This window comes from Acetobacter fabarum, from assembly GCF_040702925.2.
GTDB lineage: Bacteria > Pseudomonadota > Alphaproteobacteria > Acetobacterales > Acetobacteraceae > Acetobacter > Acetobacter fabarum_B.
Genome location: NZ_JBFCXX020000003.1, coordinates 108,376 through 123,233 on the forward strand (window position 1 = coordinate 108,376; position 14,858 = coordinate 123,233).

11 protein-coding genes are annotated in these 14,858 nt (G+C 59.2%); 5 read left to right on the plus strand and 6 right to left on the minus strand.

Going from position 1 to position 14,858, the window contains the following annotated elements; translation table 11 throughout:
• Positions 1–6: 6 nt before the first annotated feature.
• From AB2L51_RS04150 to aroB, 5 genes are all read right to left on the minus strand, one after another.
• Positions 7–696, minus strand: a complete 690-nt coding sequence (locus AB2L51_RS04150) for a phosphatidylserine decarboxylase (RefSeq protein ID WP_395581159.1) — start codon at positions 694–696, stop codon at positions 7–9.
• Between the two features lie 92 nt (positions 697–788).
• Positions 789–3,434 (minus strand): alanine--tRNA ligase, encoded by a 2,646-nt coding sequence (gene alaS / locus AB2L51_RS04155; RefSeq protein ID WP_395581245.1) that lies wholly within the window; start codon positions 3,432–3,434, stop codon positions 789–791.
• Positions 3,435–3,587: 153 nt separating this feature from the next.
• Entirely contained in the window at positions 3,588–4,004 is a 417-nt protein-coding gene (locus AB2L51_RS04160; protein WP_395581160.1) for a GtrA family protein, read from the minus strand.
• Positions 4,005–4,667: 663 nt separating this feature from the next.
• Positions 4,668–5,765, minus strand: a complete 1,098-nt coding sequence (locus AB2L51_RS04165; protein ID WP_395581161.1) for an OmpA family protein — start codon at positions 5,763–5,765, stop codon at positions 4,668–4,670.
• 348 nt (positions 5,766–6,113) lie between these two features.
• Positions 6,114–7,844: a 3-dehydroquinate synthase gene (aroB, locus tag AB2L51_RS04170; RefSeq protein WP_395581162.1), complete on the minus strand. Its 1,731-nt coding sequence runs from the start codon at positions 7,842–7,844 to the stop codon at positions 6,114–6,116.
• A 65-nt stretch (positions 7,845–7,909) separates the two neighbouring features.
• Here aroB and AB2L51_RS04175 point away from each other — a divergent pair, with 65 nt between their 5' ends.
• The 3 genes from AB2L51_RS04175 to AB2L51_RS04185 all read left to right on the plus strand — a co-directional run bounded on the left by AB2L51_RS04175 (position 7,910) and on the right by AB2L51_RS04185 (position 10,138).
• Positions 7,910–8,170, plus strand: coding sequence for a hypothetical protein (locus AB2L51_RS04175; RefSeq protein ID WP_395581163.1), 261 nt, complete (start codon positions 7,910–7,912; stop codon positions 8,168–8,170).
• A complete protein-coding gene (locus AB2L51_RS04180) occupies positions 8,167–9,099 on the plus strand; it encodes a tyrosine recombinase (protein WP_395581164.1) in 933 nt (310 codons plus the stop codon). The genes AB2L51_RS04175 and AB2L51_RS04180 overlap by 4 nt, the downstream gene beginning before the upstream one ends.
• 82 nt (positions 9,100–9,181) lie before the next feature.
• Complete coding sequence (locus AB2L51_RS04185; RefSeq protein ID WP_395581165.1) at positions 9,182–10,138, plus strand: acetyl-CoA carboxylase carboxyltransferase subunit alpha; 957 nt, start codon at positions 9,182–9,184, stop codon at positions 10,136–10,138.
• Positions 10,139–10,199: 61 nt separating this feature from the next.
• Here the strand turns inward: AB2L51_RS04185 and AB2L51_RS04190 are convergent, their stop codons facing one another.
• Positions 10,200–10,952 (minus strand): competence/damage-inducible protein A, encoded by a 753-nt coding sequence (locus tag AB2L51_RS04190; RefSeq protein WP_395581166.1) that lies wholly within the window; start codon positions 10,950–10,952, stop codon positions 10,200–10,202.
• A 155-nt stretch (positions 10,953–11,107) separates the two neighbouring features.
• Here AB2L51_RS04190 and AB2L51_RS04195 point away from each other — a divergent pair, with 155 nt between their 5' ends.
• Together AB2L51_RS04195 and AB2L51_RS04200 are read left to right on the plus strand one after the other, a co-directional pair.
• Complete coding sequence (locus AB2L51_RS04195) at positions 11,108–12,727, plus strand: lysine--tRNA ligase (RefSeq protein WP_395581167.1); 1,620 nt, start codon at positions 11,108–11,110, stop codon at positions 12,725–12,727.
• A gap of 17 nt (positions 12,728–12,744) precedes the next feature.
• Positions 12,745–14,811 (plus strand): lysylphosphatidylglycerol synthase domain-containing protein, encoded by a 2,067-nt coding sequence (locus AB2L51_RS04200; protein WP_395581168.1) that lies wholly within the window; start codon positions 12,745–12,747, stop codon positions 14,809–14,811.
• The last annotated feature ends 47 nt before the right edge of the window (positions 14,812–14,858 follow it).

The following is a 14,858-nucleotide window of genomic DNA, read 5'->3' on the forward strand; positions in this document are numbered from 1 at the left end:
GGCTTGTCAGAGACGCGCCATGACGGTCTCACCGCCAACCATGGTCTGACCAACAGCTACCAGCGGTTCAACACCGGGCGGCAGATACAGGTCGGTGCGTGAGCCAAAGCGGATCAGGCCGAAGCGTTCGCCCGCTTCCACTTTTGTACCTTCGTTGACGGAGCAGACAATCCGGCGCGCAACAAGCCCTGCAATCTGCACCACGGCCAGCATGCGGCCATCTGGCAGGGTCAGGCTGAGTGCATTGCGTTCATTCTGCTCGGATGCCTTGTCCAGACTTGCGTTCAGGAACAGGCCCGGATGATAGGCAATACGGGTGACCGTCCCTGCTGCGGGCATACGGTTTACGTGCACATCCAGAACGGACAGGAAGGTGGCAATCCGCCATACCGGGGTTTCGCCCATACCCAGTTCCCTGGGGGGCGCAATTTTTTCAATGGACACGATATGCCCATCCGCAGGGGCCACCGCCACATCGTTACGGGCAGGTGTAACACGCTCCGGGTCCCGGAAAAAGTAGAGGCAGAAGCCAAAAAAGCCGGTGCTGGCATGGCCAAGCAGGCGCAGCTTGGGGCAGCGCAGTTTGCGGCCAAGCAGGTAGGACACCGCGGACACCGCACCTGAAGCCAGCAAAAACGGGCGGGCTTCAGGGTGGGGGCGTGCGACAACAAGTTTAAGGGATGCAAGTAAAGACATAACGCAATCCTTACGCCAAAGGTGCACCAAAGGGAAGCAGCGGGACAGGGGAGTATGGTCTGCTCCGCTGCTTCGTGTTCAGGGCGTCTGTGTCAGACGGTTTCTTTCAGCACATCGCGTACGGCGGCAAAGGCCGCATCCGCTGCTGCGCCATCCGGGCCACCGGCCTGAGCCATGTCCGGGCGGCCACCGCCACCTTTGCCACCCATGGCCACGCTGGCTGCCTGAACCAGAGTAACGGCGCTTACCTTTTCGGTCAGGGCCGGAGCCACGGCCGCCACAACACTGCCTTTGCCTTCAGCGCAGGAAATCAGGACCACCACATCGGCTTCGCCCTGCTTGAGAATGGTTTCTGCCAGCCCTTTCAGCTCACGTGCGGGGGTTTCCCCCACATTGCGTGTGGCCAGACGGGCAGCCCCCACTTTTTCCACGCCAGCAGCGGCAACGCTGCCTGTCGCCATCTGGCGTTGCAGATTGGCAATCTGGCGCTCCATGGCCTTGCGTTCTTCCAGTAGGGTAGCCAGCCGTTCGGGGGCATCGGCCACGCTCACCTTCATCATGCTGGCAAGCTGGAGCAGCCTCTGCTCATTGGCGGCCGTCAGGGATTCGGCAGCCTTGCCTGCTACGGCTTCGATACGCCGCACACCAGCGGAAACACCGTTTTCGGCCACAATACGGAACTGCCCGATGTCCCCCGTACGGCTGACATGCGTGCCGCCACACAGTTCCATGGACCATGCACCCTTGCCCTCTTCAGAGGGGCCCATGGTCACAACGCGAACCTCATCGCCGTATTTTTCGCCAAACAGGGCGGTTGCCCCTTCGGCAATGGCTTCTTCGGGGGTCATGGAACGGGTGGTCACGGCCGCATTCTGGCGAATACGGTGGTTTACTTCGGCTTCGATGTCCGCCAGTTCTTCCGCCGTAATCGGGCGGGGCTGGCTGACGTCAAAGCGCAGGCGGTCCGGTGTGTTCAGGCTGCCTTTTTGCGCTACATGCGCACCAAGGCGGCGGCGCAGGGCTTCGTGCAGCAGGTGGGTGGCCGAGTGGTGGGCGCGTATGGCCGAACGGCGGTCATGGTCCACGGCGGCGGTTACAGCCATGCCGGGCCTGAGCGTTCCTTCGGTCACTGTGCCGTAATGCACAATCAGGTCGCCTGCTTTTTTCTGTGTATCGCGGATGGCGATTTTCAGCCCTTTGGCGGTCAAAAAGCCTGTATCGCCCGCCTGACCACCACTTTCACCATAAAATGGGGTCTGGTTGAGCAGCACGGCAACCTCCTGCCCGATCGTGGCTTCCGGCAGGAACGCGTTGCCTGCAACAAGCGCCAGAACCTCGCCATCGGCCTGCTCGGTGGAGTAGCCAAGGAACTCGGAGGCGCCAAACCTGTCGCGGGCTTCAAACCAGATGGTTTCGACCGCCGTATCACCAGAACCGGTCCAGGCCGCGCGAGCACGCTGGCGCTGGATGGTCATGGCGTCATCAAAGCCTTTTACATCCACATCATGGCCGCTCCCGCGCAGGGCGTCCTGCGTCAGATCCAGCGGAAAACCAAATGTGTCATACAGGCGGAAGGCCACATCACCGGGAAGCGGTGCGCCGGAGGCCAGCTTGCTCTTTTCGTCGTCCAGCAGGTGCAGGCCACGGTCGAGCATGGCTTTAAAGCGTTCTTCCTCTCCGCGCATGGTTTCACGGATCAGGGCTTCCCCATGCACCAGCTCGGGGTAGGCCGAACCCATCTGCTGGATCAGGGCTGGCAGCAGCTTGTAAAAAATCGGGTCCGTGGTGCCCATCATGTGCAGATGGCGCATGGCGCGGCGCATGATCCGGCGCAGCACATAACCGCGGCCATCCTTGGAGGGCAGAACACCATCGGCAATAAGAAACGCGGTGGAACGCAGGTGGTCGGCCACAACGCGGTGGCTGGCCTTGAAGGGGCCGTCCACGGCCTGATGTGTCAGTTCCGATGACGCGTTGATGAGCGATACAAACGTGTCCGTATCGTAGTTGTCACGCTTGCCCTGCATGATGGCGGCAAAGCGTTCCAGCCCCAGACCCGTATCAATGGACGGGCGGGGCAGGGGGGACCGTGTGCCCGGCGGGTCTTCGAAATACTGCATGAACACGAGGTTCCAGATTTCGACAAACCGATCGCCATCTTCATCGGGGGAGCCGGGGGGGCCACCGGGAACATCGGGGCCGTGATCATAAAAAATCTCGGAGCAGGGGCCGCAGGGGCCGGTATCACCCATCCGCCAGAAGTTGTCGGAAGTGGGAATACGGATAATGCGGCTGTCATCCAGCCCGGCAATGGAGCGCCACAGACCGGCGGCTTCCTCATCCTCGGCAAAGACGGTTACCAGCAGCTTGTCCGGGGAGATGCCAAAACCCTTGGTAATAAGGTTCCATGCCAGTTCTATGGCCTGCGGTTTGAAATAATCCCCGAAGGAGAAATTCCCCATCATTTCAAAGAACGTATGGTGCCGGGCCGTGTAGCCAACGTTATCCAGATCGTTGTGCTTACCGCCTGCGCGTACGACCTTCTGTGCGGTTGTCGCGCGGGAATAGGGGCGTGTTTCCTGCCCCGTAAACACGTTTTTGAACTGGACCATCCCCGCGTTGGTAAACAGCAGGGTTGGGTCGTTGCTCGGCACGAGGGACGAGGAGGGGACGATCTGGTGGCCCTTGCTGGCAAAATAGTCCAGAAAAGCGGTGCGGATTTCATTTGTTGTCAGCATGGCGTGAGGCAGCAAAGTCCTGAAACTGGTTGAGCGCATAAGACCTTCCCGCAGAGCGATGGATAATGCTTACGGCCGGGTGATACGCGCAGTAATCTCTTAAACCTGTGGGTAAATGTAGCGCACCCTGTGCTTCTCTGAAAGAGGGCAGGATTATGGCTCTGCGTTGTGTGTGGGGTCGTTGGAGGTGAGTTGCACTGTCATTTCTGCAAGCTCAAGTGCCGAGGTGGGTGGTTTTTCACGAAAAACCAGTTTTTGCGTCAGGTTGAAGTTGGCGAACAATCCCGCAAAACAGCCGCAGATCAGTGCAAGAACCGGGTAATGGGCACAAAGGGGAAAGAGGTAAAACAGCGTATAGACTGTTCCGCGGTTAAGAAAAAACCCCAGACTGTTGGCGGAGAGGAATCGCAGCCATTGCAGGATTGGATGGCTATGGTGAGTAGCGCCACGGAACGTCCATAAACTGTTCAGAATCCAGTTGAACGTTGCGGCAATAAAATAAGCAGCCAGCGTTGCCGCGGTTAACCCGATAAGAGGGCGCAGAGCATAAACAGAGCCTGTATCCCACACGAAACCAAGACTGCCGACAACACAAAATTTAAAAAAACGTAAAAGGCGTGGGGACGGCCTGAACGGAAGGACTGAACGCATATCCAGCAAAAGTCAGAAAAAAATGATCAGGGCAAGATATAAAAAACAGTAGGCATGGAAGCCTCGTCTTACTCTGTTCTGGAATCTCTCAAGGAGCAGTAACGGCCTGCCTTGCGGATAGCCCTTTTCCTGCATGTCGTGCGCACCGTGATACGGGCCTATTGAGAGCCATGAGCGGAAGGTGTGTGATAGATATGCAACAGATGGTGGCGTGCATGGCAGCGTATCGCTGCCCGAAGGGCTGGTACCTGTTTTTGTAATTCTATGTTTGAGAATACCTGACATAACGAACCATTTTATACAGTCTTTTGCTGCAAGTCACTGAAGATGCATGGTTTTTTTAATGTGACTGGCTGAAGTATGAAACGCCTGATCTGCTTTTTCAAGACTATAAATTTAAATATACAATCATATCACTACGCTGTTCTTGGTGATCAGCAGTAATGCAAAAAGCTGTTGAGAATAAGGTTCCATAAAAAAATGATTAAATATGCAGGCTTGGCTTCTGGGCAGGCGGGCATAAAAAAAGAGGCACCCGAAGGTGCCTCCCTTTTTGTTCCGAGGTAACCCGGAGCAGACCGATTAGTGGAGGATGATTTCCACGCGACGGTTCTGCGGTTCGCGGGTGTTCGGGCCGGTCGGCACCAGCGGATGGGCTTCACCATAACCGTGGATGTCGATGGCAGCAGCCGGAACGCCGTCATGAACCAGTTCAGCCTTCACGCTTTCAGCACGACGCAGGGACAGGCCCAGGTTGTACTTTTCGCCGCGCGGGCCGGGGTGAGCTGCGGAGTTATCGGTGTAACCGTTAACTTCGATGCGGGTGGTCTGCACGTGGGTGGAAGCCTGAGCAGCTTCAGCCACGATCTGACGGGCCCGTGCGCTCAGGACAGACTTATCCCAGTCGAAGAACACGAGGTAGGAACGTGCTGGCAGCGGAGCCGGAGCAGCAACGATCGGAGCAGCCGGCGGCGGGGGCGGCGGAGCCGTGTCGAACGCATAACGCAAGCCAACCATGAACAGGTGGTTGAAGCGATGGTCAACGCTGGTCTGGTTGGTGCCTTCGCTCGTGTCCGTGAACTGACCGTTGCGGAAGCTGCCGGGCTGGCCGATCATGCGGTACTGAGCTGTGACCTGAAAGCCCGGAATGCCGGTATCAAATGCTGCACCAACGATGGCCTGATAAGCAAAGCCACCCTTTGTACCACGGTAGCCGAGGCCAGGGGTGCTGGTGAAGCTGTGATGTTCTTGCGTCCACAGGTAGCCAGCACCGGCACCGATGAACGGGGTCACCGGAACATTGTTGATGCCGAACTTGGTCAGGTCGAAGTCATACAGAGCGTTGATGAAGCCGCCGTAGGAAGAATCCTTGCCACGGTTGTGGTCACCGTTACCGGTGCTGCCGCTCAGGTTGGAGCGCAGATAGGTGCCTTCCACTTCAGCGCGCAGACCGTTGCCAAAGCCCCAGCCGAAGGAGCCGTAACCGGTCCAGCCGCTTTTGTGACCAACTTTGTTACGGTCGATATCGCCACCGCCATTGTTGGTTTTGAAATGCTGGGTCTGGGTCAGGTCGTAGCCGCCGCCAAGGTCGACATACGGGCCGGTGATGGTGGTGGCGGATGCGGCCGCCGGAGCCGCTGCCATCAGGGTTGTTGCGAGTAACGCCGTGCGGAGACGCATTTTTTGCCCTCAATATTTCATCTAGGTGAACCTGTTCTACCAATTACTGGCGTAACTGACCACCCGATGCACCAAAAATTCGTATAAAGCAGTCACCACCCATTCGGGAGAGGCGACCCTTCATACTCTTGTCGACTAAAAGACACAGCAGTGCTTTCGTTGCAACAGATCATTTTGCAGCATGAGCATGAACTGGCTGCATGCTGCACTGGAGTTGTTTCGTTATACTGTGTCCAATAGCTCTGCCATTGCAGATTTAAGCCATGCTCTCGCGCCAGAATAAGGCGGAATTGAGGCTTATTGCAAAAATACAACACCTCAAAATGAAAGTGTGAGACCGTATATCTGTCACCCCTGCGCGCCATCACAGACCAGAACTTCCCTGACTGCATCAGCAGGAACGTCCTGTGTTGTAAAGGCGCGACCGATTCCGTGAGCAAGAACAAACGACAGGCACCCGTCCTGCATTTTCTTGTCCCGTTGCATGTGGGCCATCAGGTCCTCCACGGCAAAGGTGTGGGGCAGGTCCCGGATATGCGTAGGCATATTCAGGCTTTCCAGATGGTGTGTCACGCGGAGTTGATCCTGCTCCGGGCAAAGTCCGAGCCTGACTGAAAGCGCAAAGGCCAGATTCAGCCCGATGGAGACTGCCTCGCCATGCAGCAGGCGGCCATCGTAGCCAAGCTCGGCTTCCAACGCGTGGCCAAAGGTATGGCCTAGGTTCAGCAGCGCGCGCCCGTTGCTTTTCTGTTCCTCACGCTCATCTGCGGCCACAACGCGGGCCTTGAAGGCACAGGCCTGCCGCACGGCCTCGGCCAATGCTTCAGGCTCCTGGTCCAGCACGGCTGCACCGTGTTTTTCGCACCAGTTAAACAGAGCCTGGTCACCGATCAGGCCGGATTTGACGATTTCGGCATACCCCGCAACCAGCTCGCGCCGGGGGAGGGTGCTGAGCGTGGTCACATCAGCCAGCACGCACAAAGGCTGATGGAACGCGCCCAGCAGGTTTTTGCCCCAGCGTGTATTAATGCCTGTTTTGCCACCCACAGAAGAATCGACCTGCGAAAGCAGGGTGGTCGGGATTTGCACAAAAGGCAGTCCGCGCAGGGTGGTAGCCGCCACAAATCCGGCCAGATCCCCCACGACTCCTCCACCAAGGGCGATGATTGTCGTGCGCCGTTCCACGCCCTGTTCCAGAATCGCGTCTGTCAGGTGCTGGTAAATGGTCAGGCATTTGCTCTGCTCGCCCGGCGTTACGCGCAGGCTGCGGGTGCGTACGCCTGTTTCACGCAGCGAATCCTCCAGCTTCTGCAGGTAAAGCGGTGCCACGGTGCTGTCGGTAATGATGATGGCGTTTTTCTGTGGAAGCACCGGAGCCAGCAGCCCGCCTGCCCGGCTGATCAGGTCCGTGCCGATCACCACATCATAGGACGTTCTGGCCAGCGACACAGGCAGCCGCAACGGGCGGCGGGACAGGGCAAGCGCTTCCATAACGCGGGTTGTGGTGTGTTCCACGTTGTTGTCTCCACAATCGACAATAATCTCGGCCTCGGCATAGACCGGATGGCGGATGGTCATCAGCCGGTCCAGCACATCTCTGGGGGATGCGGTGTTGAGCAGTGGCCTGTGTGTGCGCCCCGCTACGCGGCGGAGCAGCACGGGCAGCGGGCAGCGCAGCCAGACCGAAACCGCCTGTCTGCGCACCAGAGCGCGGGTCTGGGAATCCATGAACGCGCCGCCCCCGGTTGCCAGCACCATGGGGGGGCCTTCAAGCAGGCGGCGAATCACCCGGCGCTCGCCATCGCGGAACGCGCTTTCGCCATAAAGCTGGAACACATCGGCAATGGAGCAGCCAGCGGCGCGCTCGATCTCAACATCGGCGTCAACAAAAGGCAGGCCGAGTCTGGCGGCAAGGTGGCGGCCCACCGTTGTTTTGCCAGCACCCATAAGGCCGACCAGCACAATGCTGCGCCCCGAAGTCATGCCCGTGCTGCTGGGGTTGCGGACAATCCGCTCCAGATCAAGCGGGATAGGCGGCGGGTCTGTGGTTGGGGAGGGGGGAGAGATACGTGATGACATAAAGCCTAGCTTAACATAGAGCAGAAAGAACACACCTATATCTGTTGTAAGGGGAGCCTGCCCGAATGAGCCGTATGGTTCTGATCGTTTTTGCCGTTGTTGTCCTTGGTGCGCTGGGGGGCTTTGCGGCCCTTGGGGTTGCCGGTCGGCCGCCCGTGCCGCAGCCCGTCCACCATGACCTGCCTTTTGCGGCCGAAGCGGTGGTAACAACCCCCTCCGTTGCCGTGCCTCCGGCTCCTGCTGTGCCTGTTGTAACGCCTGTTGTGCCAGCAGCCCCTGCCCAGGTCAGCATTTCTCCCACAGTGCAGGCTCCTGCTCACCCGTGAGCAACGCGGAAGGCTGTGTAGAGCTTTTTCTGGAAATGCAGGCCGCCGAGCGTGCGGCCGCCCCCAATACCCTGCTGGCATATCAGGCTGACCTTGCATCCTGTGCGCAGAGTTTGCTGGCCGTGGGGCAGACCCTGCGCACGGCAAGTGCCGATGGCCTACGTGGCTGGCTGGCGGACCTGTCCGCACAGGCGCAGTCGCGGCGTACCGTGGCGCGCCGCCTGTCGTGCATAAAACAGTTCTATCTGTTTTTGCTGCGTGAGGGCCTGCGGGCGGACAATCCGGCCGAGCACCTTGACTCCCCCGGTGCGGAGCAGGCTCTGCCGCGTTTTCTGTCCGAATCGGAAGTGCTGGCCCTGCTTGATGCCTGCGTGGAGCCAGAAGGAGCCTCCACCGCCAAAAAGCGTCGGGCTTTGGTGGCGCGGGCGGCGCTGGAGCTGCTGTATGCATCGGGGTTGCGGATTTCTGAACTGCTGGAGCTGCCCCGGCAGGCTCTGGCGGGGGACCAGCGCATGCTCAGCGTGCGCGGTAAAGGCGGGCGGGAACGGCTTGTCCCTCTTTCGGGGAGTGCTCGGCAGGCAGCCAGTGCGCTGGTGCAGGCCGATGCAGGGCTGAACAGCCCCTATCTTTTTCCTGGCCGGGACCCCGCAAGGGCCATGACCCGGCAGGCTTTTGACCGGATTCTGCATGATGTGGGGTTAAAAGCCGGGCTTGAGCCTGCGCGTCTTTCTCCCCATGTGCTGCGCCATTCCTTTGCGACGCACCTGCTTGCGCATGGGGCGGATCTGCGCGCGCTGCAAATGCTGCTGGGGCATGCGGATATCGCCACAACCCAGATTTATACCCATGTACAGACCGAGCGGTTGCGTCAGGTTGTGGCCGAACATCACCCGCTTTCAGCCTCCCAAAACACGGCTTTGGACGATTGAGAGCGTAAAAAGCACCTCCAGAACACATTTGGATGCACGAAGTGACTTGGCTTTAAGCGCCATTGTGCTATCGGCTTTGCTCATGCGTCAGTTCCTGGAATTTGAAAAGCCCGTCGCCGAACTTGAGAACAAGATCGACGAGCTGCGGCAGATGACCGACCCCGAAGGGGTCAATATAGAAGAAGAGACGGCCCGCCTTTCTGATAAGGCGGAAAAGCACCTGCGCACGATCTACGCCAAGCTCACACCTTGGCAGAAAGTGCAGGTGGCCCGTCATGCCCAGCGTCCGCATACGCAGGACTATATTGGTCGGCTGATAACGGATTTTACGCCGTTGGCAGGCGACCGGCTGTTTGGGGATGACAAGGCCATTATTGGTGGTATTGGCCGTTTTGATGGCATGCCCGTAATGGTGATCGGGACCGAGCGCGGCTCGGACCTGGAAACCCGGCTCCAGCACAACTTTGGCATGGCCCGGCCCGAAGGCTACCGCAAGGCCCAGCGGCTGATGAAGATGGCTGGCCAGTTCAGGCTGCCGATTCTCACCTTTATTGATACCGCAGGGGCATGGCCGGGTATTGATGCGGAACAGCGTGGGCAGGCCGAAGCCATTGCCCGCTCCATTGCCACCTGTTTTGACGCCCCTGTTCCTCTGGTCGCCACGGTTATTGGCGAAGGTGGGTCAGGTGGTGCGGTGGCGCTGGGGGCTGGGGATCGGGTTCTTATGCTCGAACACGCCATTTACTCCGTTATCTCGCCCGAGGCCTGTGCCTCCATCCTGTGGCGTGACCCCAAGCAGGCCAGCACGGCGGCGGAAACGCTGCGTCTGACTGCTCAGGATCTCAAGCGCCTTGGCCTGATCGACCAGATCATTCCCGAACCCGTGGGTGGAGCCCAGCGTGACCCGGCCGCCGCCATGGATGCGGTACGGGGTGTGCTGGGTGCGATGCTGAAAGACCTGCTGCCGCTGGCGCCGGAAAAGCTGAAGGAACTGCGCCGCGAGAAGTTTCTGGCTATGGGGCGTGAAGCCCTGCACTGAAGCGCATCCTGCTGACCGTGCTACTCCGGCGCGGTCAAGCGGGATACGGGTACCAGACAGATCAGGCGGGCGGTTCACCTTCCACGGGTGAGCCGCCTTTTTCTTTGAGCAGGTCGTGGATGGCCTGTGCCGCATCGTTCACGCGCTGCCTGTCCTGACCTTTGGCCACAAGAGCCACACCGTGACCGCCCTCACGGTGGAACGGGTAGGAGCCAATGTCCAGATCGGTAAAGCGCTCCTGTATGGCCTCCAGCCCATCGGCCAGAGCGCCTTCACCCAGCAGCGTGGTGTGCCATGTGCGCGAAAAAACAGGCGCACCTTTCTGCAAGGTCGGGGCCAGTTCTTCAAACATGGCGCGCATGATGCGGGGGACGCCAGCGAGCACATGCACATTGCCAATGGTAAAGCCCGGCGCAATGGAGACGGGGTTGGCAATGGGGGTTGCCCCTTTGGGCAGTTTGGCCATGCGCTGGCGGGCTGTATTGAAGTTTTCCGGCCCAAAGCGTTCTTGCAGCACGGCAAAGGTGGGGGCATGAATTTCCCACGGCACACCAAAGGCTTCGGCTACGCAGGGGGATGTGATGTCATCATGCGTCGGGCCAATGCCGCCGGTTGTAAACACTTCGTCAAAGCGGGCGCGTAATTCCGTGACCGTGTTGATGATGGTCGCCCTGATGTCGGGGATCACGCGGATTTCGACCAGAGGAATCCCCAGTTCTCCCAGCCGAAGCGCCAGAAACTGGATGTTGTCGTCCCGTGTGCGGCCAGAAAGGATTTCGTTACCAATAAGAATGAGTGCGGAAGTGCGGCGCATGACTCGGGTTTGACCTTTTGTTCTGGGCTTCTTGACTGCCCGCAAGGATGGAGCGGAGTGTTTGCGGGGTCAATGGGCGTAAAAATTACACCACGAAGGGTGTCCTGCGCGTTTTTGCATTGACCGGGTGCCACGCAATTCATAGCTTCCCGCGCATGTCAGATAGCCAAACAGCATCCGCTTCCGATCTTCCGCGCGCGTGGCCTTTTGAAGAGGCGCGCAAACTGGCCGATCATGTTGCAACACGTAGCAGCACAGGCGCCGATGAGCGCCCGGCTCTGCTGGAAACCGGGTATGGCCCTTCCGGCCTGCCTCATATCGGGACCTTTGGTGAGGTCGCGCGCACGTCCTGGGTGCGGCAGGCCTATACGGCGCTTACGGGCCGCCCGTCGCGCCTGCTGGCTTTTTCGGACGATATGGACGCCCTGCGCAAGGTGCCCGATAATGTGCCCCAGCGTGAGATGCTGCAGAACTACATAGGGCAGCCCCTCTCCCGCGTGCCGGACCCGTTTGGCACGCACGAGTCGTTTGCAGCGCACAATAACGCCCGACTCTGCGCGTTTCTGGACAGTTTCGGGTTTGAATACGAATTTGCATCCTCCACCCAGTATTACACCTCCGGCCGGTTTGATGCGGCCCTGCGGCGGGTTTTGGAAGTCCACGACCAGATTCTGGCTGTAATCCTGCCCACACTGGGGCCGGACCGCCGGGCAACCTATTCGCCCGTCCTGCCGCTGCACCCCCGTACGGGGGAGGTCATGCAGGTTAAAATGGACGCGATTGATGCCGCGGCAGGCACTGTGCGCTGGACCGACCCCGCAACAGGCGAGGTGTTTGAAACGCCGGTCACAGGTGGCCACGCCAAAATGCAGTGGAAGGCCGACTGGGCCATGCGCTGGTATGCGCTGGGTGTTGATTACGAAATGTCGGGCAAGGATTTGATCGACAGCGTGCGCCTGTCTGGTCGCATCTGCAAAATTCTGGGCGGCACACCGCCTGCGGGCCTGACTTACGAACTGTTTCTGGATGAGCAGGGGCAAAAAATCTCCAAATCCAAGGGCAATGGCCTGTCGGTGGAAGAGTGGCTGCGTTATGCCCCGCCGGAAAGCCTTGGTCAGTTCATGTTCAACCAGCCGCAGCGGGCCAAACGGCTGTATTTTGATGTGATCCCCAAAACGGCGGATGACTACCTGACCCACGTGGACAAGGCGCGCGCCCTTCAGGCAGAAAACCCGGCAGGGAGTGACCTGCGGGCAAACCCCGCATGGTTCATCCACAAAGGCAGCGTGCCTGAGGATGCAGGAAGCCCCGTACCGTTTGGCATGCTGCTCAATCTGGCCAGCGTTGCCAATGCGGATACGCCCGAAGTGCTGTGGGGCTTTATCCGCCGTTACGACAGTGCCGTGTCACCGCAGACGCATCCCATGCTGGCTGAACTGGTCAAGCACGCTATTGCCTACTACGCGGATTTTGTCCGCCCCGCCAAAACCTTCCGTGCTCCAACGGATATGGAACGCGCGGCACTTGTGGATCTGGCCGAAACCCTGCGGGGTTTTGAAGGGGAGGCGGCAGACGCATCCATCTTGCAGAATCTGGTGTTTGAAATTGGCAAGCGCCACGGGTTTGAACCGCTCAGAAGCTGGTTTGGCTGCCTGTATGAGGTGCTTCTGGGGCAAAAAGAAGGGCCACGCTTTGGCGGTTTTGTCGCATTATATGGTGTGCCGGAAACCATTGCCCTTATAGACGCCGCCCTCTTGCGAGATACGCAGGTTTAAGCAGGGTCTGGCAATAGATGACACAGATGCCCCAGCTCCCCGACCAGCAACCTGACCTCCATGGAGGGGAAAAGGGATGGAAAAAGCGGCTGAGGCATCTCCCCCATCTGGTCGGGCTGGTGCTGATGGTGGCGGCCATTCTTGTGGTGCAGCATGAGGTGCGGCACCTGAAAATGACCGACATCCGGCAGGCCATGGAGGCTATTCCCGCCTTCCAGTTATGGGCTGCCGTTGGCTGTACGCTGCTTTCCTACTTTATTCTGTCTTTTTACGACCGGCTGGCCGCCATTCAGGTCGGGTATGGGAAGTTGCCTTTCCGCCGGGCGGCGTTTGCGGCTTTCTGCTCCTATGTGCTGTCGCACAACCTTGGTTTTTCGGCGGTTTCGGGGGCTGCGGTCCGGTACAGGCTGTACCGCAACTGGGGCGTGAACGCCTTTGCCATTACCCAGATTATTGCCTTTTGCTCCGCCACCTACCTGCTGGGGGCTGCGGTCCTTATCGGGGCGGTGCTTATTCTGGAGCCTTCGGTACTGCCAGGTATTGGCAACCGCGTGCCGCAGGTGGTGCTGGCCTTTGTGGGGGGGCTGCTGTGGCTGATGGTGGCCGGGTATATCGGGCTGTCCTTCTGGCTGCGTGAATTCCGGTTCCGTAAATGGGTCATTGCGTTGCCATCCCCCCGTATGGCTTTCATGCAGACTGTGGTGGCTACGGCAGAAGTCGCAGCGACCGCCAGCATAGCCTTTGTGCTGCTGCCCAAAGGATGCGGGGTGGATTTTGGTCCTTTTCTGGCCATCTATATTGCATCCTACACGGCGGGGCTGGTGGCGAGTGTGCCCGGCGGGCTGGGGGTGTTTGACGGGGCCATGCTGCTGGCGCTCGGCCCGTATATGCCTGCCCCCCAGATTCTGGGTGTGGTGCTGATTTTCCGCCTTTTTTACTACATTATTCCCCTCTTTCTGGCGGGGATGATGTTCGCCGGGCATGAGCTGTTCCTGCGAGGGGATGCCGCTCTTGCCAAAAAGAAGAACCGCAAACGTGGCAAGGATGCGCAGGTTGTCCGGCGCAGGCCCAGCCAGGTTGTGCGCGAGAGCGAGGCGGCTTTTTCTGTTGCCGTGGCAACGGGCGCTGTCTCGCTTTGTGGTGTGCTGCTGCTCTGCCTTGTGCTTATGGAGCCGATGCCCAAATTTTCCATGCTGCCGGACACGTTTGCAGGGCTTGTGCATGTGGGAGGGAACTATCTGCTCTCCCTTATGGGGGTTGCGCTTATTGGCATGGCCATTGGTCTTTCCCAGCGGGTAACGCTGGCATGGCGGGGGGCTCTGGGCCTGTTGCTGGTGGCAACGGTCATGACCTTCCTGCGTGGGAACACAATTTTTGTGCCTGTTATGCTGGGGTTGTCCGCGCTGTTTATTGCGCCGTTCCGGAACTGCTACTATCGCCGGGCCGAATTGCTGAGCGAGCCGCTCTCGCGCTCTAATCTTCTGTGCCTGTTACTGCTGTTCGCCTGCGTTATCGCGCTGGCTACGCGCAACGCCGGGGCGGGGAGCTGGTGGCAGCTTATTCTGGCATCGCCAACGCATGGGGCGGTGCGCTGGACCGTAGCGCTGGCGGTGCTGCTTGCTCTGGTGGTGCTGGCGCGGCTGATGTGGCCTGCCCGTATTCCCATCCAGTCATGGACGCAGGATATGGCCGAGCATTACGGAACGCTCGAACACGCCCTGCCTGATATTGCGGACATGAAGCCCGAAGGTTTTGTGGAGGGAGAAGCGGGGGATGCGATTATTCCCCTTATCCGGCGAGGGCGCATGCTGGTCGGGCTGGGCGACCCTGCGGGCGGGGAGGATGACAGTATTTCAGCCATCTGGCGGTTGCGGGATCTGGCCTTGCAGCAGGGGCTGCGGTTTGCCTTCTGGCAGGTGGGGGATAGTTTTATCCGGATTTACAACGATATCGGACTGAATGTGTGGCCGCTTGAAGATGGTAGCAATACGCATCTGTGTTATCCGCCAGAGGATATTGCTCTGGTATCGCGTTTTGTAAAAACCTATAAAGCTAACCGGGACGCAACCCACGTTCCCCTTTGATCGGCTTATGGGCTGGAAGATGTTTGTGTTGGAGTTTCGGATAGGGT